The sequence below is a fragment of the Nocardiopsis sp. CA-288880 genome (genome assembly GCF_050955985.1).
Taxonomy (GTDB): domain Bacteria; phylum Actinomycetota; class Actinomycetes; order Streptosporangiales; family Streptosporangiaceae; genus Nocardiopsis; species Nocardiopsis tropica.
The window spans coordinates 7,482,985-7,503,393 of sequence record NZ_CP192105.1; the positions used below are offsets into that span (position 1 = coordinate 7,482,985).

The 20,409-nt window shown below is 69.8% G+C and carries 23 protein-coding genes; 17 read left to right on the top strand and 6 right to left on the bottom strand.

The genetic code is table 11. The features are described from left to right. Nucleotides 1–55 precede the first annotated feature (55 nt). The 4 genes from ACQPYD_RS32420 to ACQPYD_RS32435 all read left to right on the top strand — a co-directional run bounded on the left by ACQPYD_RS32420 (nt 56) and on the right by ACQPYD_RS32435 (nt 2,872). Nucleotides 56–664, top strand: coding sequence for a DUF4956 domain-containing protein (locus tag ACQPYD_RS32420; protein ID WP_433702200.1), 609 nt, complete (start codon nt 56–58; stop codon nt 662–664). Continuing rightward, complete coding sequence (locus ACQPYD_RS32425) at nt 661–1,485, top strand: polyphosphate polymerase domain-containing protein (protein ID WP_433699154.1); 825 nt, start codon at nt 661–663, stop codon at nt 1,483–1,485. Before ACQPYD_RS32420 ends, ACQPYD_RS32425 begins: the two co-directional genes overlap by 4 nt. A gap of 123 nt (nt 1,486–1,608) precedes the next feature. Next, nucleotides 1,609–2,085, top strand: a complete 477-nt coding sequence (locus ACQPYD_RS32430) for a VOC family protein (RefSeq protein ID WP_433699155.1) — start codon at nt 1,609–1,611, stop codon at nt 2,083–2,085. Nucleotides 2,086–2,113: 28 nt separating this feature from the next. Continuing rightward, nucleotides 2,114–2,872, top strand: a complete 759-nt coding sequence (locus tag ACQPYD_RS32435; RefSeq protein WP_433699156.1) for a MerR family transcriptional regulator — start codon at nt 2,114–2,116, stop codon at nt 2,870–2,872. A 172-nt stretch (nt 2,873–3,044) separates the two neighbouring features. Here ACQPYD_RS32435 and ACQPYD_RS32440 read toward each other — a convergent pair whose 3' ends face one another. Continuing rightward, nucleotides 3,045–3,653: a hypothetical protein gene (locus tag ACQPYD_RS32440; RefSeq protein WP_433699157.1), complete on the bottom strand. Its 609-nt coding sequence runs from the start codon at nt 3,651–3,653 to the stop codon at nt 3,045–3,047. A gap of 98 nt (nt 3,654–3,751) precedes the next feature. On the opposite strand from ACQPYD_RS32440, the gene ACQPYD_RS32445 reads away from it, so the two are divergent. Both ACQPYD_RS32445 and ACQPYD_RS32450 read left to right on the top strand, forming a co-directional pair. Beyond that, the gene (locus ACQPYD_RS32445; protein WP_433699158.1) at nt 3,752–4,354 is read left to right on the top strand and encodes a TetR/AcrR family transcriptional regulator; all 603 of its coding nucleotides are present in this window, start codon (nt 3,752–3,754) and stop codon (nt 4,352–4,354) included. Nucleotides 4,355–4,389: 35 nt separating this feature from the next. After that, nucleotides 4,390–4,797 carry a hypothetical protein gene (locus tag ACQPYD_RS32450; protein WP_433699159.1) on the top strand — a complete coding sequence of 136 codons (408 nt, stop codon included), beginning with the start codon at nt 4,390–4,392 and terminating at the stop codon, nt 4,795–4,797. 80 nt (nt 4,798–4,877) lie between these two features. On the opposite strand, the gene ACQPYD_RS32455 is transcribed toward ACQPYD_RS32450, so the two are convergent. Both ACQPYD_RS32455 and ACQPYD_RS32460 read right to left on the bottom strand, forming a co-directional pair. Further along, a complete protein-coding gene (locus ACQPYD_RS32455; protein ID WP_330160000.1) occupies nt 4,878–5,849 on the bottom strand; it encodes a pectate lyase family protein in 972 nt (323 codons plus the stop codon). Nucleotides 5,850–6,664: 815 nt separating this feature from the next. Then, a complete protein-coding gene (locus tag ACQPYD_RS32460) occupies nt 6,665–7,429 on the bottom strand; it encodes a phosphatase PAP2 family protein (protein WP_433699160.1) in 765 nt (254 codons plus the stop codon). Nucleotides 7,430–8,168: 739 nt separating this feature from the next. Between ACQPYD_RS32460 and ACQPYD_RS32465 the strand changes: the two genes are divergently transcribed. From ACQPYD_RS32465 to ACQPYD_RS32480, 4 genes are all read left to right on the top strand, one after another. After that, nucleotides 8,169–8,846 carry a GntR family transcriptional regulator gene (locus ACQPYD_RS32465; RefSeq protein WP_433699161.1) on the top strand — a complete coding sequence of 226 codons (678 nt, stop codon included), beginning with the start codon at nt 8,169–8,171 and terminating at the stop codon, nt 8,844–8,846. Between the two features lie 528 nt (nt 8,847–9,374). Further along, nucleotides 9,375–10,481 (top strand): pyruvate dehydrogenase (acetyl-transferring) E1 component subunit alpha, encoded by a 1,107-nt coding sequence (gene pdhA, locus ACQPYD_RS32470; protein ID WP_433699162.1) that lies wholly within the window; start codon nt 9,375–9,377, stop codon nt 10,479–10,481. A 15-nt stretch (nt 10,482–10,496) separates the two neighbouring features. Then, nucleotides 10,497–11,510, top strand: coding sequence for an alpha-ketoacid dehydrogenase subunit beta (locus ACQPYD_RS32475; protein ID WP_402916057.1), 1,014 nt, complete (start codon nt 10,497–10,499; stop codon nt 11,508–11,510). Between the two features lie 15 nt (nt 11,511–11,525). Further along, nucleotides 11,526–12,839, top strand: a complete 1,314-nt coding sequence (locus ACQPYD_RS32480; RefSeq protein ID WP_433699163.1) for a dihydrolipoamide acetyltransferase family protein — start codon at nt 11,526–11,528, stop codon at nt 12,837–12,839. A 165-nt stretch (nt 12,840–13,004) separates the two neighbouring features. Here the strand turns inward: ACQPYD_RS32480 and ACQPYD_RS32485 are convergent, their stop codons facing one another. From ACQPYD_RS32485 to ACQPYD_RS32495, 3 genes are all read right to left on the bottom strand, one after another. Further along, a complete protein-coding gene (locus ACQPYD_RS32485; protein WP_433699164.1) occupies nt 13,005–13,400 on the bottom strand; it encodes a hypothetical protein in 396 nt (131 codons plus the stop codon). Further along, complete coding sequence (locus ACQPYD_RS32490; RefSeq protein WP_433699165.1) at nt 13,400–13,798, bottom strand: ATP-binding protein; 399 nt, start codon at nt 13,796–13,798, stop codon at nt 13,400–13,402. The genes ACQPYD_RS32485 and ACQPYD_RS32490 overlap by 1 nt, the downstream gene beginning before the upstream one ends. Before the next feature lie 167 nt (nt 13,799–13,965). Next, complete coding sequence (locus tag ACQPYD_RS32495; RefSeq protein WP_433699166.1) at nt 13,966–14,850, bottom strand: helix-turn-helix domain-containing protein; 885 nt, start codon at nt 14,848–14,850, stop codon at nt 13,966–13,968. Between the two features lie 184 nt (nt 14,851–15,034). Between ACQPYD_RS32495 and ACQPYD_RS32500 the strand changes: the two genes are divergently transcribed. From ACQPYD_RS32500 to ACQPYD_RS32530, 7 genes are all read left to right on the top strand, one after another. Beyond that, complete coding sequence (locus ACQPYD_RS32500) at nt 15,035–15,916, top strand: helix-turn-helix domain-containing protein (RefSeq protein ID WP_330160008.1); 882 nt, start codon at nt 15,035–15,037, stop codon at nt 15,914–15,916. Nucleotides 15,917–15,935: 19 nt separating this feature from the next. Then, complete coding sequence (locus ACQPYD_RS32505) at nt 15,936–16,121, top strand: DUF397 domain-containing protein (protein WP_433702201.1); 186 nt, start codon at nt 15,936–15,938, stop codon at nt 16,119–16,121. Between the two features lie 215 nt (nt 16,122–16,336). After that, on the top strand, nt 16,337–16,537 hold the full coding sequence (locus ACQPYD_RS32510) for a hypothetical protein (RefSeq protein WP_330160020.1): 201 nt from the start codon (nt 16,337–16,339) through the stop codon (nt 16,535–16,537). A 3-nt stretch (nt 16,538–16,540) separates the two neighbouring features. Beyond that, complete coding sequence (locus ACQPYD_RS32515) at nt 16,541–17,095, top strand: DUF6879 family protein (RefSeq protein ID WP_433699167.1); 555 nt, start codon at nt 16,541–16,543, stop codon at nt 17,093–17,095. Then, complete coding sequence (locus ACQPYD_RS32520; RefSeq protein ID WP_433699168.1) at nt 17,096–17,935, top strand: helix-turn-helix domain-containing protein; 840 nt, start codon at nt 17,096–17,098, stop codon at nt 17,933–17,935. 452 nt (nt 17,936–18,387) lie between these two features. Then, the gene (locus tag ACQPYD_RS32525; RefSeq protein WP_433699169.1) at nt 18,388–19,488 is read left to right on the top strand and encodes an rRNA adenine N-6-methyltransferase family protein; all 1,101 of its coding nucleotides are present in this window, start codon (nt 18,388–18,390) and stop codon (nt 19,486–19,488) included. 123 nt (nt 19,489–19,611) lie between these two features. Continuing rightward, the gene (locus tag ACQPYD_RS32530; protein WP_433699170.1) at nt 19,612–20,394 is read left to right on the top strand and encodes a cupin domain-containing protein; all 783 of its coding nucleotides are present in this window, start codon (nt 19,612–19,614) and stop codon (nt 20,392–20,394) included. Nucleotides 20,395–20,409: the final 15 nt, after the last annotated feature.

The window sequence follows — 20,409 nt, forward strand, 5'->3', positions numbered from 1 at the left end:
ATTCCCTCATGTGCTCCTCATGGACGCCTCACCCCCCGTCCAGAGGATGATCACCATGTTCTGGTTCGCGCTGGCGGTCGACCTGACCGCGATCTCCGTCCTGTCGTACGCCCTCTACTTCCGCCGCCACGGTCGGCGGGACCTGCTGCTGGCCTACGTGGCCCTCAACACGGGCATCTTCGCCGTGGTGTCGATGCTGACCAACCAGGAGGTGGGGCTCGCCGTCGGCTTCGGCCTGTTCGGCGTGCTGTCGATCCTGCGCCTGCGGTCCGACCTCATCAGCCAGGGGGAGATCGGCTACTACTTCACCGCGATCACCCTCGGCCTGGTCAACGCGGTCGCGGCACAGACGCCCTGGATCCTGCTGGGCCTCAACGTCCTCCTGCTCACCGGCCTGTACGCGGCGGACCACCCGCGCCTGCTCTCCCGGCACCTGCGACGGGTGATGACGCTGGACGTGGTGCACGAGGACCCCGTCGCGCTGCGGCAGGACCTGGAGGCGCGGCTGCGGGGCCGTGTGAAGCGGGTGGACGTCACCGAGGTCGACTACGTGCGGGACCTCATGGTCGTGGACGTCCGCTACCTCGCGTCGAGGTCCGACGCGGCCCTGTCCTCCCCCGAGCGCTCCGTCGCCCTCCCGGCCTGGCTGGTGGGCAACCGATGAGCACCGACACCTCCGCCCCGGCCCTCTCCGAGGCGCTGGCCGCCCTCCGCCCGATGACGCTGGCCGAGATCAACTCGCGCGCTGCCCTGGTCACCCGCACCTGCCGCAAGTACCTGGTGCCCGTCACCTTCGCGGACTCCCTGTTCGCGGGGGCCGAGGAGCGGTTCGGGGTGCTGACGATCGGAGGTCAGCAGGTGTTCCGGTACTCGTCCACCTACCTCGACACCCCCGATCTGAGAACCTTCCACGACCATCGAAGAGGGCGGCGGGTGCGGTTCAAGGCCCGGGTGCGCACCTACGTGGACACGGGGACGCGCATGTTCGAGGTGAAGCTGAAGGGGGCCCGCGGCATCACCGACAAGACGCGGATCGAGTACGAGGGGCCGCCCGACCGGCTGACCCCCCTCACCCGCAGGTTCCTGGACGACACCCTGCTCGGGTACGGCATGGAGCCGCCGGACGTGCTCACGGCGAGCGCGGTCACCGACTACCGGCGCGCCACCGTCGTGTCGTTCTCGGGAGAGGAGCGGGTGACCGTGGACACGGACCTGGTGGGGTACCGCAACGGGTGGTCTGTGGGGATGAGGCCGGACATGGTCCTGCTGGAGGTCAAGACGCGCGGCGGGCTCACCTCCACCGAGCGCCGCCTGCACCAGCACGGCTTCCGCGAGGTCGGGTTCAGCAAGTACGGGGCCACGGTGTCCGTGCTGGAGCCGCGGTTGAGGGGCAACCGCTGGCACCGGGCGATGGCCTCCTGCCTGGACCACCAGACGCCGACGACCGTGCCCCAGGCCCGGGCGGGGGTCGCCCTCTCCGTCTGAGCAACCGCGCGGGCCCGCCCCCTCCGGGCGGGCCCGCGGTGCGTCCGGGGCCGGGCACGCCCGGCCCCGTCCGCGCGATCACGGCTTGACCTTCTCGCTACGGCAACTCCTAGGGTCGGCGACATGAGCGAGAACACCGCGTCCGTCATCGACCGGACCGTCTACCCCATGCCGATGTTCGTGACCTTCCAGGTCGCGGACATCGCCGCCGCCGAATCCTTCTACCACTCCGTCGGCTTCATCTCCCTGGCCGTCCTCGGGGACCCGGACGGACCCCCCGCCGTGGTCCACCTGCGGCGGATGAAGTACCAGGACATCCTCCTCGTCCCCGGTGAGCCGGAGCGCGGCAGCACCACCGCCAGCTTCTCCGCGGGCGGGCAGGACCTCACCGCCCTGGCCGAGGCCCTCCGGGCCGACCTGCCGCCGGGCGCCGCCGTCGAGGGCCCCTCGGACACCCCCTGGTTCACCTCCGACCTGACCGTCGAGGACCCGGACGGCAACCGGGTGATCCTCACGGCCTACCGTGAGGCGGAGGCCGACGACGCCAAGGAGTGGGTCAAGGAGAATATGCAGAGCGGCGACTTCGTCGTCGAGGAGTAGGGCCCGCGAGGCCCGGAGAGGGGGGTGCGTGGAGTGGACCATCCAGCAGGTCGCGGCCCGCGCCGGTGTGACGAGTCGGACCCTGCGCCACTACGACGACATCGGGCTCCTGCACCCCTCCCGGGTGGGCGACAACGGCTACCGCTACTACGACATGGACGCGGTGGCCCGCCTCCAGCGGATCCTCCTCCTGCGGGACCTCGGCCTCGGCCTGCCCGTGATCGCGGACGTCCTGGACCGGCAGGGGGACGAGGAAGGGGCCCTCGGCGACCACATCGACCTCCTCGAGGCCGAGCGCAGCCGCCTGGACCAGCGGATCAGGGCCGTCCGCCACACCCTGGACGCCCGGGCCTCGGGGTCGGACCCCTCCATGCAGATGATGCTGGAGGGGTTCAACGACCCCTACCGGGACGAGGTCGTCGCCCGCTGGGGCGAGCGGGTCTTCCGGGAGAGCAACGACTGGTGGCACGGCAAGACCGTGCGGCAGCAGATCGCGTGGAAGCGGGACACCGACGACCTGGTCAACTCGTGGACCGAAGCCTGGAAGGACGGCGTCTCCCCCGGGTCGGACCGCGCGCAGGCGCTGGCCGCCCGGCACGTGGAGTGGCTCCGGGCGATCCCGGGGACCCCGGTGGCCGAGGGCGACCGCGAGCGCTCCGTCGAGCTGGTGCGCTGCCTCGGCGACATGTACGTCGAGCACCCGGACTTCTCCGCCACGTACGGGACCGTGGAGGGCGCCGCGTTCGTCCGCGACTCCCTCCACGAGTACGCCCGGACGTCCATGTGACGCCCGGCCCCGGCCTCCGCCGGGGCGCCCGGGATGTTTCACGTGAAACCCCGCCGGTCCGGGGCAGTGCTGCCCCGGACCGGCGGCGACACCCCCGCGAAGCCTGCCGGGAACGGACTTTCGCCCCCCTCGGCGGCGCTCCGGACGCGGCCGGCGGACGCCTTCCGCCTCCTCAGGCGCGGGCCCCCAGGCCCGCGTCGCCGCCGGCGGCCGCCTCGGCGCCACCGCGCCCGGACCCGCTTCCGCCCTCCCACAGCGGACCGAACACGCACCAGAGTCCGACCACGATCCACACGCGGCCGATCCACCAGGCGAGCACCTCGCGCCCCTCCGGGGCGGCGAAGAACACGATGAGGCCGAGCAGCACGGCCGACGCGATCGCGGCGGCGGCGACGGCGCGGTACCACTCCCGCAGCAGGTGGGCACGGCGTCCGGGCCCCCTCCGGGGAGCCCTCGGGGGCGGCGGCCCGCCCGCGAACCGGTGCGCGAAGCGGGCGTCCGCCCACCGCACGATCACGGGCCCGAAGGCGACGCTGAGGCCCAGGTAGACGGCGGCGAGGCCGTGGACCGTGCCCGTGTCCGCCCCGCCGCGCAGGTCGAGGGCGGTGGCGACGACCAGGACGACGTCGAGCAGGGGGATCGACCACAGGACGAGCGCGCTGGCACGCCGCAGCCGGAACAGGTAGCGCAGGGCCAGGCCGAGGCCCAGCAGCGCCCACAGGCCGAACTCGCACAGGACGATCACCGCGGCCACAGGGTTCTGGACGATGAACTCCACCACTGGACACACCCCCGACGATCGTTCGCGACGCCGTTCGCCCCGATCTTTGTTAGTACGACCGTGCTATCACAGTAGCACAGTCGTGCTACCATGAACCCATGCCGAAACTGATCGACCACGAACACCGCCGGGAGGAGATCGCGGAGGCCGTCTGGCGGGTCATCCTCCGCGAGGGGGTGGGCGCCGTCTCCGTGCGCACCGTCGCCGCCGAGGCGAACCTGGCCGTGGGCTCCGTGCGGCACGTCTTCCCCAGCAAGAAGGAGCTCCTGGAGTTCTCCATGGCACTGGTGCACGCCCGGGCGCGCGAGCGCGTCGCGCGGCACACCGGCCTGCACGACCCCCGCGAGCTCGCCGAGGCGATCCTCCACGAGCTCCTCCCCCTCGACGGCACCCGCCGGGCGGAGATGGAGCTGGAGGTGGCGATCATCGCCGAGACGCCCGCGCACCCCGGGCTCCGCGCCATCCAGGAGGAGGCGCACCGCGGCGTCCGCGCCGCCTGCCACGGGGTGCTGCGCCACCTGCTCGACCGGGGCCGCGTCCGCCCGGACGCCGACCTCGACGCCGAGACGCTCCGCCTGCACGCCCTGCTCGACGGCCTGGCCCTGCACGCCCTCACGTCCGAGGGCGACCCGGAGGCCGTCGCCGGGCGGACCACGGGCGTCCTGCGGGCCCATCTGGACTCGCTGCGCCCGCCCGGATGACCGGGCGGGGCGGAATCCACCGGGAGGAGGACGGCATGAACAGCACGACGAGGGCCGGCCGGAGGCTGGAGCGGTTCGTCAGGGAGCGGGTCGGGGAGGCCGGCGGAGGCCGCCCGGACCCGTGCACGCGCTCCCACCTGGCGCTCCTCGCCACCGTGGACGCGCTCCGCGAGGAGGCGTCCGCGGAGGAGGACTGGAGCTGGGCGGAGACCGTCGCGGACGTCTTCGGCGGATGGTTCTCCGGGGGCGGCCCCGCGGAGGAGGACCCCGCCGCGGACACCGGCGTCTTCGGGGACGACCCCGAGCGGACCGCCGCCGCGGTGGCGGTGCGGGTGCTCGCCTGCGTCGCGCTCGCCTACGAGGACCACCCGGCGTTCGACCCGGAGTGGCGGCGCCTCCTGCCGGACCGGGCGCGCCGGGGCGGGGGCGGGCGGCGGACGTGAGACGGCCACCGTCCCGTATCCGATCGGGACGGTGGCCTCACGCGGTGTCCCTCCCGCTACCGGAAGGACTCCGCGGCCATCTAGATGTTCCCGGGTCCGGCGCCGCCACTCACGATCGCGGGGACGTCTTCGGCCGGGTCGAGGTCGTACGCGTACGGGATCGCGGCGACGTCGCCGCCTCCCGTCTCGGGCTCGCCCGAGCCGTCGTAGACGTTGTCCCGCTCCTCGACGGCGCCGATGTCCGAATCGGCGTAGCCGGTGTGGGTCGGGTTGTCGACCCCCTCGAAGTAGTTGCCCTCGACCAGGACGCCGCCGCCCATGGTGGAGGCGACACCGTACTCCGCGTTGTCGAGGTAGTAGTTGTTGAACACGTGGACGGGGTTGCCGAAGCGCACCCGCGGGTGCCGGCTCCCCGTCCCGTCGTAGAAGTTGTGGTGGAAGGTCACCCGGAGGTGTCCCTCGTCCTCGGTGTGCCCGTCCGAGTGCCCGACGAGGGACGTCTTCTCGTGGTCGAAGAAGTGGTTCCAGGAGACGGTCACGAAGTCGGACTCGCGCTTGGTGTCCACCGCGCCGTCGTAGCCGTCGGTGAAGCTGTTGTGGTCGATCCAGATGTTGGTCGAGCCCTCCTGGATGTTGACGGCGTCGTCGTCCCAGCCGGAGAAGGCGATGTTCTGGACGATGACGTTGCTGACGCCGCTGATGTCCAGCCCGCCACCGGTGATCTCCGCACCGTCCAGGCCGATGATCGTCGTGTCCGAGGGCACGTCGTTCATGCCGGAGATGTCGATGGAGCCGCTGACCTCGATGACCCGGGGCCCGTCGCCCTCCAGGGCGTCGAGGAACTCGGATCCGGAGGAGACGGTGACGGTGTCGCCGCCCTCGCCCCCGGTGGTGCCGCCGTTCTGGGACGCCCAGCCCTGCGGGCTGCCCACCGCCGCCGACGCGCTGCCGGGGACGCCGAGCAGTCCGAGGGCGAGGGCGGCCGCGCCGAGCGCGGCGCCGCCGACGCCGAGCGCCCTGGCCGAGGGGGTCTTCGGGTGTTCTGTTCTCATGGGGGGTTCTCCTCGTTCTGGTGTGAGGGGAGGCGTGGTGCGACGGGGGTTCTCCGGAGGTCGGCCGCGCACCGGACGGCGCCGACTCCGTGCCGGCGGACGCGAGAGTGGGGACCGCGCCCGCCGGGTCCTTGGTCAGAGGCCGCCCGGCACCGCGGCGGGACCGACCGGTTCCACGGGGTCCGCAAGGCCTTCGACGGCCGCGACCCGCGGTGACGTGGTTCGTGTCTGCGGCGTGCCCGGGGGTGTGCACATGGCGGGTCTCTTCCGGGAGGGGTCTGGGGAGTGACGCGGCCCCGCACGTTCCGGAGCCGGTGTGCCGTTGCCGTCCGGTTGCCCGAACGGTCCGGCCATCGAACTGAAAGCGCTTTCCGTGCCAGGAAGGTAAATCGGCGGCCGACGCCGTGTCAACACCCCATGTCCGGAGAATCACCAACTGATTACGTAGCGCAAGAAGGAAGGCGCAGCGTTCTCCCTGCTGAACGGGCTTGCGGTCACCCGGTGGAACCGCGTCGGCATTCTCCGAAATGGACGCCGTCCCAGGTGGCACCGCGCCCGGATATGCCTTCCCGGCGTATTTTCAGGGCTTTGATCGGTAAGCGCTTGCCGTAGAATGCGCGGCCGTCCGCGCCGACATCCGGCCCGCCGCGACCGGCGGCTCCGCCGCAGGGTCGGCCGGGTCCCCGGCCCGGCCGCACGCCGCCGCCGACCGGTTCCGGACGGCGGACGGCGCCCGCCGGACGGCGCCCGCCGGACGGTGTCCGGCGGGCGCCGCCTTCGCGGGCCTCCCGCCCCGGGGGCGGGGGCCGCCGCACTCACTCCTTCGCCGCGAGCGGGCCCTCCTTGCGGCCGTACCACGGCCACCACTCCACCGTGCGCCCGTGCGGGATCATCCGGTCGAGGCGGATGGTCACCCTCAGCGCGAACCCTCCGGCCAGCATCCCCGCCACCAGGTCCGTGAACCAGTGGAAGTGCAGGTAGATGGAGACGGTCGACTGCAGCAGGGCGATGCCCACGATGCAGTACGCGAGGCGCCGGATGATGTGCGGCCGCGCGGCGCCGAACCTGATGATCAGGAAGAGCACCAGCCCGTAGATCAGGATCGCGTTCGCCCCGTGGCCGGAGGGGAAGGCCACGTTCCCGGGGCCCATGAAGAAGTCCGGGTCGAAGTGCTTGGCGTGCCCGCGGTTGGTCCCCAGCTTCATCACGGACACCAGGGACATCATCCCCACGACCCCGACCGTGCCCAGCACGATCGGCCGCCAGCTCCGGTGCCAGTAGGCGAGCTGCAGCACGGTGACGCCCAGGACGGGCAGCGCCACGGCACGGGAGGCGACCGTGTCCGGCCAGAGGATCATCGGTTCGCGGAGCACGTCCCAGTAGGGCCGGGGCAGCTCGTTCAGGAAGTTGTCCACAGGGTGCAGCGGGCCCGCCGCGAGCATCGTCATGACGATCAGCGCCACGGCGAGCATGATGGCCACACGGTCGGAGGCGACGCCCCACGCGATCTCGCTCACGCTCGGCCATCGGACCGCGCGCACGACAGGGGGGCCGGGGGCGTACTCGGTGGCACGCACCACGGGGATGGGTCCGCTGTACGGCCCCGCCGCCGGGGTCGTACGCTCTTCCCTGTCGTGTGGTTGGTTCAACTGCCTGGACCGTGGATGTCGGGTCCTCGAAGAGTGCGTCATGTGCTCAGTGCTGTCTCACACGTCGTGGGCTTGCCTGTGGCACCTGGGAAGCGTGGGGGACGGGCTAGCCGTGGTTGCTGGAACTGATCCTGACGTCCTCAGGGTCGACTCGGGGTTGGGACGGGCGCCGGGGTAGACCTACCCCGCTCATCCCGTTCGACGGCCCTACCCGGGGACTGGTTCACTATGTCGTGACCGGCCACCGGTCAGGTCCCGTGTCGGGGAACACGCGGCCCAACAATGCTGGATGTGTCGCGCCGGGATCCGCCCGGCGGTGGTCGGCGCAGGTCAAGGCGCCCTTGTCGGACTCGTTGCCGTTGCGTGGCCCCTACCACGTACAACGGTGGGTGAGTGTTGCCAACAGATGAGCCTACCCGGACACTTCGCCGCATCGGCGGCACGGCCGCTCAAGTGTGACGCTTCTGCCTCGGGCTTTGCCGTGGGCCCCGCCCGCGGTCCCCGTCGGTTCACCGCGACGCGACACGTTCGTGAGCCATCCGTTAGCCTTTCGAGGCCTACTGGCCGGTTGACCCGTCGGCGTGTGGCACCCTTCAAAGAGCTTGTACGAAGCTGAGCGAACCGGCCCGGGCACACGGTGTGCGCGGGCCGTGGAACGGAAGGGCCCTGGATGGTCGACCTGCCCCAGTTGCCGGATGATCCCTCGAAGCTCGCGCGCGAGCCGCTGAGGGAGCAGATCCGGCAGGTACTGGTCGAGGGCCTGCTGTCCGGACGCTGGCAGCCCGGCGAGCGGATCGTGGAACGCCGCGTCGCGACCGAGCTGAAGGTGAGCCAGGCCCCGGTCCGCGAGGCGCTCCGGGAGCTGGAGACCCTGCGCCTGATCGAGACCGTGCCCAACAAGGGCGCCCGCGTGCGGGACTTCGGCGTCCAGGACATGGCGGAGATCTACCCGGTCCGCGCCGGCCTGGAGCTGGTCGCCGCGCGGCTGGCCGCGCCCCGGCTCGCCGTCGACCCCTCCGCGCTGGAGCGCGAGGTGGAGGCGCTCAAGCGGGCGACCGCGGAGGGGAACGTCTCCGAGCAGATCAGGCACAGCGTGGAGTTCCACCGGGAGATCGTGCGGGCCGCCGACAACAGCGTGCTGCTGCACACGTGGGAGTCGCTGGGCGTCGAGGTGTGGACCGCGCTGTCCGTGCGCTGGCTGAACATGGAGCTGCACGCCAAGGCCGCCGACCACGACCAGATCACCCGGGCCTTCCGCGACGGCGACCCGTCGGTGGGGGACATGGTCAGCGAGCACGTCCTCAACTACGTCGAGGCCGCGCTGAAGTCCCACGAGAGCGTGCGCTGAGGCCGTTTCCCGTCCCGGGGGAGGCGGCCGGGGCCCTCCCCGCGTGTCGCCCCCTCGTCCCGGATCCCCCCTTCCGACCTTGACCTGCCCCGTTGCACCAAACTTGGGCTATCTGCCGTAAAGTCGTATTGATCGATCATCGATCAGACCGTAGAGTGTGCGCGACGCACGTCACACGTACGCGCGCCCCCTCGGGTGCGGGGAGTCGTTCATCCGGCCGGTGGACGAACCCTCGCGACCGACACTGCCACGCCGAGCCACGGATGCATAGGGCAGTGGAGACCGGGAAGCAATGCGGTCGAGGGTCCGGGCGACAACTGCACACGAGACCCCACGAGCGCTTCGCGTCCGGGAAGGACGAGCCACGCTTCCCGCGACGCGCCCCGCAACAGCCACAGAGCACCGCAGCCGAATGAGCCCGGCGGCGGCGCACGCCGAGGTCGCGCCCGACAGCGGGACCGCGGCGGGCCTGGCACTCCGGCCCACAGGCCGGGGAGACAGGCCTTCTCGTACGTAGAAAGGCACACCATGGCTGACACGGCCAAGCCGAAGACCGGCACCGCCCGGTCCTCAGGGACCCGGCGGCGCGGTCGCAAGGACACCGCCGCCGGCCTCGCCGGCGAGACCCCCGACGTCCTCCTCGACTACTACCGCCAGATGCTGTTCATCCGGCGGTTCGAGGAGCGCACCGCGCAGGCCTACACACAGGCCCGGATCGGCGGCTACTGCCACCTCAACCTCGGTGAGGAAGCCACCGTCGTCGGCCTGATGACCGCCCTCCAGCAGCGCGACTACCTGTTCACGAACTACCGTGACCACGGGTACGCGATCGGCAAGGGCATGGACCCCAAGCGGGTCATGGCCGAGCTCTACGGGCGCTCCGACGGCGTGTCCAGGGGCTGGGGCGGCTCCATGCACATGTACGACACCGAGACCCGCATGCTCGGCGGCTACGGCATCGTCGGCGGGCAGCTCCCGCTGGCCACCGGCGCCGCCCTGGCCATCTCCTACCGGGGCGGCGACGAGGTCGTCATGTGCCAGATGGGCGACGGCACCACCAACATCGGCGCCTGGCACGAGTCCCTCAACATCGCCAAGCTGTGGAACCTGCCCATCGTGTTCGTGGTGATCAACAACTTCACCGGCATGGGCACCACCGTCGACATGTCCTCCGCCGAGCCCGAGCTGTACAAGCGCGGCTCCGCCTTCCGCATCGAGGGCGAGCGCGTGGACGGCCGCGACGTGCTCGCGGTCCGCGACACCGCCGCCCGCCTGGTCGAGCGCGCCCGCGAGGAGCAGACGCCGTTCCTGCTGGAGGCGTGGAGCTACCGGATGAAGGGCCACTCCGTGGTCGACCCGGCCAAGTACCGCACCGACGAGCAGAAGGACGAGGCCCGGTCCGAGGAGAACGACCCGATCGCCCTCTTCGGCGCCAGGCTCTCCGAGGCCGGCATCCTCACGGACGAGCTGCGCGACGAGCTCGCCGCGTCCGTCAAGGAGGAGGTGGCCGAGGCCGCCGACTTCGCCGAGAACAGCCCGCACCCGGACGTGTCCACGCTGTTCGACTACACGTACGCCACGCCCGTCCCCAACGAGTCGCGCCGCATGCCCGCCGACCCGGTGTTCGCAGAGTAGAGAGGGACCGAGCACATGTCTGTGATCACTTACCGCCAGGCTCTGCGCGACACGCTCCGCGCGGAGATGGTCCGCGACGAGAACGTCCTCGTCATGGGCGAGGAGATCGGCGTCTTCGAGGGCTCCTACAAGATCACGGAGGGCCTGCTCAAGGAGTTCGGCCCCCGCAGGGTCAAGGACACCCCGATCGCCGAGGAGGGCTTCGTCGGCGCCGCGATCGGCGCGGCCATGCTCGGCCTGCGACCGGTCGTCGAGCTGATGACCATCAACTTCTCGCTGATCGCCATCGACCAGATCATCAACCACGCCGCCAAGATCTACGGGATGTTCGGCGGCCAGACCAGCGTGCCCATGGTCATCCGCACCCCCGGGGGCGGCGGCCAGCAGCTCGGCGCCACGCACTCGCAGAACATCGAGCTGTTCTACTCGTTCATCCCCGGCCTCAAGGTGCTCGCTCCCAGCACCCCGGCCGAGGCCTCAGCGATGCTGCGGGCGGCCATCCGCGACGACGACCCGGTCCTGTTCCTGGAGAACCTGGGCCTGTACAACTCCAAGGGCGAGGTCCCCGACGACTACGCCCAGCCGTCGAACGACACCGTCGCCACGATCGGCCGGGCCAAGGTGACCCGCGAGGGCTCCGACATCACCCTCATCGGCTACTCCCGGATGGCGATGGTCGCCACCCAGGTCGCCGAGAAGCTGGCCGAGGAGGACATCAGCGTCGAGGTCGTCGACCTGTGCAGCCTCCGGCCCCTCGACCGCCAGACCTTCGTCGACTCGGTCAAGAAGACCGGCGCCGCGGTGATCTGCGAGGACGACTGGCTGACCTACGGCATCGGCGCGGAGATCGCCGCGTCGATCCAGGAGGGCGCCTTCGACTACCTGGACGCCCCGGTGCGCCGGGTCGCGATGGCGGAGGTCCCCATGCCGTACGCCAAGCCGCTGGAGACGGCCGCCCTGCCGTCGGTCGAGTCGATCAGCACCGCCATCAAGGAGACCCTGAGCGCCGTCGGCAAACGGGTCGGGTAGAGGGAGATTCCAAGTATGAGCGAGATCCAGATGCCGCGCCTCTCCGACACCATGGAGGAAGGCGTCATCAGTACGTGGGTCAAGCAGGTGGGCGACAAGGTCGCCTCCGGTGACGTCCTGGTCGAGATCGAGACCGACAAGGCCGTCATGGAGTACGAGGCCTACGAGGACGGCTACCTGGTCAAGCAGTCCGTGTCCGAGGGCGACACGGTGCCGATCGGCGCCGTCATCGGCGTGATCGGCGACTCCCCCGACGCGGTGCCGGAGGACTCCGGCTCCGGCGGTTCCGAGCCCGCCGAGGAGTCCTCCGGCTCCGCCGGGGCGGAGGAGGGCGCCTCCGGGCCCGCCGAGGAGTCCGCGGAGTCCGCTCCCGCCGAGGCCCCCGCCCCGTCCTCCGGCGGCGGCGAGGACGGTCCGCGTCCGCGCACGTCCCCCCTGGCCCGCAGGCTGGCCCGGGAGTACGGCCTGGACATCAACAGCATCGAGGGGTCGGGCCCCAAGGGCCGGATCGTGCGCGCCGACATCGAGGCCGCCGCCAAGGACGGGGCGGCACGCGAGTCGGCCCCCGCCGCGCCGGCCGCGAAGGAGACGCGTCCCGCACCGGCCGCGGCCCCGTCCGCGCCGGCCTTCGACGACGGCCGCGACTCCGAGGAGCTCAAGGTCAGCAACGTGCGCAAGGTGATCGCGCGCCGCCTGACCGAGAGCAAGCAGACGGTGCCGCACTTCTACCTGCGGCGCACGATCGACGCCGAGGCCCTCAAGGGCTTCCGCGGCCAGATCAACGAGCAGCTGGCGTCCACGGGCGCGAAGATCAGCTTCAACGACCTGATCGTCAAGGCGTGCGCGACGACGCTGAAGCTGCACCCGGCCGTCAACACCTCGTGGGTCGACGACAAGCTGCTCCAGCACCACCGCGTCAACGTCGGCGTGGCCGTCGCCGTGGACGCCGGGCTGGTCGTACCGGTGCTGCACGACACCGACAAGGCGACGCTGTCGGAGATCTCCACGCGCACGCGCGAGCTGGCGGGCAAGGCCCGCGACGGCAAGCTGAAGCCGCAGGAGATGAGCGGCGGCACGTTCAGCGTGTCCAACCTGGGCATGTTCGGCGTGGACAGCTTCTCGGCGGTCATCAACCCGCCGGAGGCGGCGATCCTCGCGGTCGGCGCGATGCGCCAGGAGCCGGTGGTCGTGGACGGCGAGGTCGTCGTGCGCAACCGGATCTCCCTGGAGCTGTCGGTCGACCACCGCGCGGTGGACGGCGCGGTCGGCGCGGCCTTCCTGAAGGACCTCGCGGAGATCCTGGAAGAGCCGATGCGGATCATCCTGTAGTACCCGCAGTACCCGAACGCGGACGCCCCGGCCGAGGAACGGCCGGGGCGTCCGCCGTTCCCGGGACCGCCGCGCGCCGGAGGATCGGCGGACTTCGTCCACAGCCTGTGGACAAAGCGGACCGGTGAGCAAGTCGGAAGGCGTGCGGGCGGCCGGGGCGACAGGTCACCAGGGTGACATGGCGACGACCTGGCCGAGGAGGACGCCTCCCGCGACGGCGAGGACGTAGGACAGCGCCCGCCGTCCGGACCACCGGACCCGTCGGGCACGGGGCCGCCGATGACGCCCGCCTTCGGCGGACACGGGATCATCCTCCGGGGTATCCGGTCGGACCGGGGGCCGCTCCCGCTGGGCGCGTTGCTCCTCCACCACCCTCATCCAGTGGGGCAGGGCTCCGTGTTCGATCCGGTAGGCGACCCGTGGGTTGCCGCACATCTGGTCGAGGAGCTGCTGTTCCCGAGTGGGCCCGGAGGCGTGGGAGGTGAGAGCGGTGCGGGGGGAACGGTGTCCACGAGGCGGGGAGGGCACCGCACGCATGCGTGGGTCCATAGCGGTGGTCATCAGCCGGTCTCCCCGGTGGTGAACTCGGCCCACACGGCCGTGCCCAGGTCGGCGCAGAAGGGAAAGGGGACCACCGGGTAGGCGCCCCACGCTCGCGCGAGTGCGTCGACCAGGAGCAGGCCGCGTCCGCGTTCGGCGCTCATCCACTCCGCTTCGGTGCGCCGCGCCGGGATCTCCGGGGAGGACTCCCGTGCCCCGTCGTCCACGACGACCAGGCGCAGCACGCCCGGTTCCGGTGGGAGGAGCGCTCGCAGCACCCGGCCGTCCGGATCGGCTCCCGATCGGGTGTGCTCGACGGCGTTGGCGGCCATCTCGCTCGCGCACAGGACGACGGCCTCCACCAGGTCCTCGGTGAACCCGGCGAGGTCGGAGCGCAGGTCCGCGCGTACGGTGCTCATCCGCACGAGGGTTCCGGGGTAGATCCGCGCAGGCCATCGGTGTTCCGCGGGGGTCGTGTGCGGCAGAATGGACATGTCGACAACTCGCTTTCTGGATTATTGCTTGGTGGTGTCGGCCTGCTCTGGGGGTGTTCTCAGCACCCGCCAGAGCTTTTTCGTGGTCGCCCTCAGGGGTGGGCGACCCGGCGTGCGGAGAGCGTTGCCAGAACCCCGCCGGCCTCTTCTCCGCTGGTGATCGCCTTGCGTTCCGCCGGGAGCCTGAGGGATTCGGCGATGTGGACCAGCAGGTCCAGGGAGTCACCGACCGGCAGCGCCGCGCCGCGCAGCTCCTCGAACAGGTCGGAGAAGGCCCGGACCTCCTGGGGCGCGGAGACGAGCTGACCGTCCCCGCAGGGGGAGACCAGGTGGGCGACGGTGTACACCGGCCCCAGGGACAGGAGGCGGAACGGTCCCATCGGGCAGGGGTGTTCGGCCACGTCGGCCGGGACAACCTGGAGGCAGAGCCCGCTCGCCCGCATGGAACCGATGAGGCGGCCCAGCTGTTCGCGCATCACCTCGACCCCGCCCACCCGGGTCCGCACCGCGGCTTCGTTGACCACCACCCGCAGCGAAGCCGTGCTGTTCCAGCCGAGCGACTGCCCCACGGCCCTTCCCCGCGGACGGCCGAGCGCGGTCGCGTAGGCGTGGGTCTGGACCGTGGTCGGAAGCGCCCCGGGGTGGAACTCGCGCAGGGCGCTCACCGAGGAGTCGAGTTCGTGCGGCCGGGCCCCCGACGCCAGATGGGTGTTGAGCGTGGCACGGGCCCAGGCGTTGACCAGGCTGCCCTGCGCGTCGAGTTTGCGGTCCAGGTACTCGGCGAGATGGCGCGGGACGGCCGTGTCGCCCCCCTCCACCCGGCGGAGTTCGGAGGCCCCGCACACCTCCCGCACCACCAGGTCGTGGGTGCTGAGCCCGGCCGCCTCCCGCAGTTCCCCCACCCGCCGCCCGAACCGCTTCCACTCCCCGTCCGGGCCGCCCCTCACCTCGTCTGCTCGACTACTGGAACTCCTCATGCGACATCACCTCTCGACGGTTCTGGTCAGCCACATCAACAGCTAATCCGTGAGCTCCCCGCCCAAGACGACCTTCAAGAAGCCATCCCGGCGTTACACTCAGCAATCGTCCAACCACACCCATGATGCATAGCAAACTGCGATTTTGCAAGCTACAAGAAGCAAACTGCCATAGAAATAGAGAATGACGAGCTACCATCGACCCATGCGCCGTCCCTCTGCCCACAGCCCCAGCGTCCGTCGCCGCCGTCTTGCCGTCGAGCTGCGTAAGCTCCGTGAGCAGACGGGCCTCACCGGGGCCACCGCTGCCAAGAACCTCGGATGGCAGCACTCAAAAATCACACGTATCGAACGGGCAGATCAGGGGATCACGCAGCCCGACCTGGCTACGCTCCTCGACCTCTACCAAGCCGGGGACCAGGCATACCGAGACGGGCTCATGCAGCTCGCGAAGGATGCGAAACAGCGAGGCTGGTGGTCGGACTACAGGGATGTCTTCGGTTCCGGGGCACTGCCGGACTTCGAGGCTGAAGCATCGACCATCCGCACCTTCGAGGCTCAGGTCATCACCGGTCTCCTACAGACACCGAGCTACACCGAGGCCATCTTTCGCGGAGGTGCCGCGCATCCAGGCAACGTCGTCGAACGCCACGTACAAGCCCGGTTGGAACGCCAGAGGATCTTGGAAGGCGTGTACCCGGCCAAGCTCTACGCGATCATCGACGAAGGTGCGCTCAGGCGCGAAGTCGGCGGTGCTGAGGTCATGCGTGAACAACTTCAGCACCTCATCAACTCCGCAACCAGGCACAATGTGGATCTTCGGGTACTCCCCTTCTCCGCCGGAGCACACGCGGCGATGCTCGGCTCGTTCCTCATTCTCGACTTCGAGGACCCCCTGGACCAGTCACTCGCCTTCACCGAATCCGTCACAACCAGCCAGTTCCTGGAGGAACCCCACCAGATCGAACGGCACAATGAGGTGTACGGACACCTACAAGGGTCAGCGCTCCTGCCTGAGCCTTCGGTGGAGCTGATCGAGAATGTAATGCGTGACAACTACGCGTAGAAGGACATGAGTGATACCGATGTTCGACATGGAGTTCCGTAAGTCCACGTACAGCGCCAATGCCCAGGCATGCGTGGAGGTCGCGACGCCCGCCCGTGCGGGCGCCGCGATACGCGACACCAAGCACAGAGACCTCGGTGCGCTCAGCTTCCCCAGCCCTGAGTGGCGGGCCTTCCTCAGCACCGCCCAGAGCGACCAGCCCTAGCCTCCGAACCACCTCCGCCCCCGGTCGTCGGCCGGGGGCGTCGTCGTTCAGGAAGCAGACCAGGCGCGGAACTGCTCCCGCGCGGCATCGGACCTGAGGCGCAACTGCCCGACACTCTCGTGGCCATATCCGGTCACGTAAAACGTCTGTCCAACCCCGGAGAGCCATGACACGATCATCCTAGAATATTCTCGACTATGAGAAGGCAGGCGCTGATGCGGCTGACGTTCCTGGGTACCGACAGCGAGGACGGACACTGCCCGACCCTCTACAAGACAGATCGCGGCACCATCGTTGTTCAGGGGTACAAGGTCTTCGACCCCGAGGCGATGGGCGACGTCCGAGACCTGGCGGACAACGAAACCCTGGTCGAGATCCCCAGCGAACTCCTCCGGTACGCGAACGAAGGCAAGTGACGCATGGCCAGGGTCATCACCGACGCCGAGTTCTCACAGCAGTTCAAGGACTTCAAGCACACGGCCTGGAAACTGGAGGTCCGCGACCGCTACAACGTCGGCAAGGAAACCCAAGACATCCAGTGGTTCCTCCGGACCGGCGACCTCGGGCGTGAGGCGAACTTCGCCCAGACCTCTGCATGGCACAGGAACGTCACCAGCGGTCGCGCCGAGGGAAAAACCTGGCAGCGCGTCCGAGTCGTCTCGGAGCCTTTGAGCAACTACATCCGCTGGGAACATGCCGTCACCCGCTTCAACATCGAAGCAGGAGAAGACATCCGATGGCTCCCCCGGCACCACCCAGGTGCGGCTGAGCTACCGAACTTCGACTTCTGGTTGTTCGACAGCGAGTGGGGTTGCCTCCTGCACTTCGATGACGATGACGCCCCCTCCAAGTCCGAGAGCATCGATGACCCAGCCACAATCGCTCGCTACTGCCGGTGGCGCGATATCGCCTGGCGCCATGCGATCCCACACGCCGAGTACGACCCCGAGAGCAGTAAGCGGTTCAATAAATAGGTGACCTACAGCATTGATCGTGCCCGACAAGAACTGGGCAGGCGGCTCCGCGAGATACGCCGGTCAGCGGGACTGACGGGTGTACAGCTCGCGGAGCTGTTGGCCTGGAGCCAGCCAAAAATCTCCAAGATCGAGACCGGGCGCCAGGCCCCGGAGGCAGCTGAGATTGCCAACTGGGCCCAGGCCTGTGGAAGGGCAGACGAGGCGGCCGACCTCATCAACCGTTTGAACGACCTTGAGTCGATGTGGGTCGCCTGGAAAGACCAATTGCATCATGGCCATAGCGGGATTCAGGCACGTATAGCCAGCGAAGAGAAGCGAGTTCGCGTCTTCCGCGGCTATGAACCGACGCTCATTCCCGGCCTGTTCCAGACACCGGACTACGCACGTGCGGTGCTTGAGGCGGCGAACCGGAAGAACAGATCGACCTCTGGCATCGAAGACGCCGTCCAGCAACGGATCCAGCGCCAAGAGGTGCTCTACCGTCGCGACAAGAGTTTTCGTTACATCGTCGCCGAGGCTGCCTTACACCACAGGCGTGGCAACCGAGACACCATGGCTGCCCAGATGGATCGACTGATCACGTTAAGCAGGCTTTCCAATATCTCCTTCGGCATCATCCCCTTTGATTCATCTCCTCCTTATCTACCCAACCACGGTTTTTTGATCCGGGATGAAACATCTGTTGTCGTCGAAACGATTTCCGCCGAACTGACCTTAAGCCACAAAATCGAGGTCGAGCAGTACCTTCACGTTTTCCAAATGACCGCGTCGGGCGCTTGCTTCAACAGCCAGGCAAGAACCCTGATCGGAAACGCAGCAAAACAAGCCACTACTTAACCAACAAAAACCCCAGAGACAAGCGTCCAGCAATATTCTGGATTATTCTTTCCATGGTCGATATTATGTTTCTCATTCGAATATCTGAGAATCTTCGTAGCCGAGGGGTACTCACTTCCATAGATTGCTCTCAGGTTCAACGAAGGGGGCTCGCATGGAAGAGCAGTTCGATGGCACCCGACCCCGATCGACCTCGGCGACGCGGCGGTCCCGACCCAGGGCAGCGATGACCACAGCGTTGAGAACACCGATGACGGCTATCGCCCCTCCCAAGGGCGCGACGCCCTTCCCGAGCCCGCTCCGGGGCCGGCCGCTCTTTCCCCGTGCTGCCGACTGCGACAACTGCCGGGGAAGCGGATGGGTCTTCCCCGGTGGGGACGGTCAAGGACCGTGGACCGACAAACAGCCCGTGCAGTGCCCGCTGTGCAGCGGAACAGGGAAGGTATGAGGGAGTGACCGACCTCGACCGGGCCCATGCCCTCCTGACGGATCGGCTGGACACCACCGACGAGATCCGGGCCGCCTTCGCGGCCCATCCCCGCCACGAGTACGTCCCCGACGTGATCTGGCCCGGTGCGGTCGGGGCCGCGCTGGACCGGGCCGAGGACCCGGACGGGTGGGCGAGTTCCGTCTACGCGGACGACTACGTCACCACGCAGATCGGCGACGGCGCCGCCGGACCCGTGAACATCCCGACCTCGTCCTCCTCAGCACCCCAGCTCATGGCGGACATGCTCCGGGCGGCCGAGATCGAACCGGGCATGCGTGTGGTGGAGATCGGCACCGGAACCGGGTGGAACGCCGCGATCCTCGCGTCCCTCGTCGGCCCCACGGGATCGGTGACGAGCGTGGAGATCGATCCCGGTGTGGCCGCGCACGCCCGCGGCCGCCTCAGGGGAACCGACGTGCAGGTGGTCACCGGCACCGCCCCGGACGGGCCCGGGGGCTTCGACGCCCTCATCGCCACGTGCGCGGTCCGGCGGGTCCCCCTCGCATGGGTGGAACTGGTCGGTCGCGACGCGCGGCTGGTGATCCCCTGGGCGCCCTACCCCGAGGGCGGGCCCACGCCCGTCGTCGCGCTGCGCAGGACGGGGACCACCACGGCCGTCGGACCCCTGGTCCGTGACGCCGCGTTCATGCGCGACCGCAGGCAACACGGGGCCCGGCAGAGGTTTCCGGGAAACGGTGAGAAGGCCACCGACCGAACGGCCTTCCCCGAGGGATCGAGGGACCTCCTGCGCAACGACCGGCTGACCCGGCTCGTGCTCACCTGCCCGGAGCTGTACATCGCCGTGGGAGGCCGTCCCTGGGAGGGCACCGCCGCACCGGTCGTCGCCCTGGGAGAAAGCGACGACTGGACCCACATCTGGCCGGACGGTTCGGCCACGGGCAACGGCACGAGGGCCCTGACCGCCTTTACGAAGGCGTACACGATGTGGGAAGAGGCGGGGTGGCCCGGCCTGGACTCCCTCACGTTGGAGGTGGACACGCGGAGCGCCGCCCACACCCTCCGCTCCTGCCTGGGCACGTGGGAACACCCGGCAGAGGCCTGAGTGCCGCCGGCCCGTCCGGGGAACCGGCACGAGTCCTCCCGCCGATTACCGGCGGGAACGGACGGAAGGGGCATCCGTCCAACGGGCCCCGCGGGGCGGCGCGGGCGGGGTACGGTCGGCCGCATGGCCCTCATCCTGCACCTGACAGAGCTGGAACGCTGGTCCGCCGGCGGGGACGTCGAGCCGCCGTCCCTGCGCGAACAGGGTTTCGTGCACGCCTCCCCGGACGAGCCGACGCTGCTCGCCGTGGCGAACGCGCTGTACTCCGGGGCGGCCGGCCCCCTGGTCGCCCTCGTCGTGGACACGGACGCCGTCGCCGCGGAGGTGAGATGGGAGGCCGCCGACCCCGTCCCCCCGCCCGGGGTGGGCCCGGACGTGCTCTTCCCGCACGTCTACGGCCCCCTGCCGCGGGGCGCGGTGCGAAGGGTGCTCCACCTGCGGCACGACCCCTCCGGCAGGTACACCGCCGCGGAGGAGCGGTCGGCCACCGCCGAGCTCCTGGACCTGCTGCCGCACCCGGAGGGCGGCTGGTACCGGCCGACCTGGCGCTCCGGGACGGAGGTCCGGCCGGACGGACGACGGGGGCCGCGGCCGACCGCCACGGGGATCACGTTCCTGCTGGGGCCCGGTGAGGAGTCGCGCTGGCACCGGCTGGACCACGAGGAGGTGTGGGCCCACCACCGCGGCGGTCCGCTGTGGCTGGAGCTGGGCGGGCGCGGGGACTCCCCCGTGTCCGAGGGCGGCGCGGTGCTGGGCCCCGCGATCGAACGGGGCGAGCTCCTCCAGTTCGTGGTCCCCCGCGACACCTGGCAGACCGCCCGTCCGCTGTCGGACGAGGAGGTCCTCGCCGGCTGCTTCGTGTCGCCGGGCTTCGACTTCGCCGACTTCGGGTCCGCCGGGAGCTGACCCGGCCGCCGTGGG

Bases quoted from the DNA above. Each gene is read 5' to 3' on its own strand.
- ACQPYD_RS32515 (WP_433699167.1), top strand. From the start codon at position 16,541: ATGGCCAGGGTCATCACCGACGCCGAGTTCTCACAGCAGTTCAAGGAC.
- ACQPYD_RS32445 (WP_433699158.1), top strand. From the start codon at position 3,752: ATGCCGAAACTGATCGACCACGAACACCGCCGGGAGGAGATCGCGGAG.
- ACQPYD_RS32495 (WP_433699166.1), bottom strand. From the start codon at position 14,850: ATGAGGAGTTCCAGTAGTCGAGCAGACGAGGTGAGGGGCGGCCCGGAC.
- ACQPYD_RS32420 (WP_433702200.1), top strand. From the start codon at position 56: ATGTTCTGGTTCGCGCTGGCGGTCGACCTGACCGCGATCTCCGTCCTG.
- ACQPYD_RS32530 (WP_433699170.1), top strand. From the start codon at position 19,612: ATGGCCCTCATCCTGCACCTGACAGAGCTGGAACGCTGGTCCGCCGGC.
- ACQPYD_RS32510 (WP_330160020.1), top strand. From the start codon at position 16,337: ATGCGGCTGACGTTCCTGGGTACCGACAGCGAGGACGGACACTGCCCG.
- ACQPYD_RS32475 (WP_402916057.1), top strand. From the start codon at position 10,497: ATGTCTGTGATCACTTACCGCCAGGCTCTGCGCGACACGCTCCGCGCG.
- ACQPYD_RS32425 (WP_433699154.1), top strand. From the start codon at position 661: ATGAGCACCGACACCTCCGCCCCGGCCCTCTCCGAGGCGCTGGCCGCC.
- ACQPYD_RS32505 (WP_433702201.1), top strand. From the start codon at position 15,936: ATGTTCGACATGGAGTTCCGTAAGTCCACGTACAGCGCCAATGCCCAG.
- ACQPYD_RS32455 (WP_330160000.1), bottom strand. From the start codon at position 5,849: ATGAGAACAGAACACCCGAAGACCCCCTCGGCCAGGGCGCTCGGCGTC.
- pdhA (WP_433699162.1), top strand. From the start codon at position 9,375: ATGGCTGACACGGCCAAGCCGAAGACCGGCACCGCCCGGTCCTCAGGG.
- ACQPYD_RS32450 (WP_433699159.1), top strand. From the start codon at position 4,390: ATGAACAGCACGACGAGGGCCGGCCGGAGGCTGGAGCGGTTCGTCAGG.
- ACQPYD_RS32465 (WP_433699161.1), top strand. From the start codon at position 8,169: ATGGTCGACCTGCCCCAGTTGCCGGATGATCCCTCGAAGCTCGCGCGC.
- ACQPYD_RS32490 (WP_433699165.1), bottom strand. From the start codon at position 13,798: ATGAGCACCGTACGCGCGGACCTGCGCTCCGACCTCGCCGGGTTCACC.
- ACQPYD_RS32430 (WP_433699155.1), top strand. From the start codon at position 1,609: ATGAGCGAGAACACCGCGTCCGTCATCGACCGGACCGTCTACCCCATG.
- ACQPYD_RS32500 (WP_330160008.1), top strand. From the start codon at position 15,035: ATGACGAGCTACCATCGACCCATGCGCCGTCCCTCTGCCCACAGCCCC.
- ACQPYD_RS32485 (WP_433699164.1), bottom strand. From the start codon at position 13,400: ATGACCACCGCTATGGACCCACGCATGCGTGCGGTGCCCTCCCCGCCT.
- ACQPYD_RS32480 (WP_433699163.1), top strand. From the start codon at position 11,526: ATGAGCGAGATCCAGATGCCGCGCCTCTCCGACACCATGGAGGAAGGC.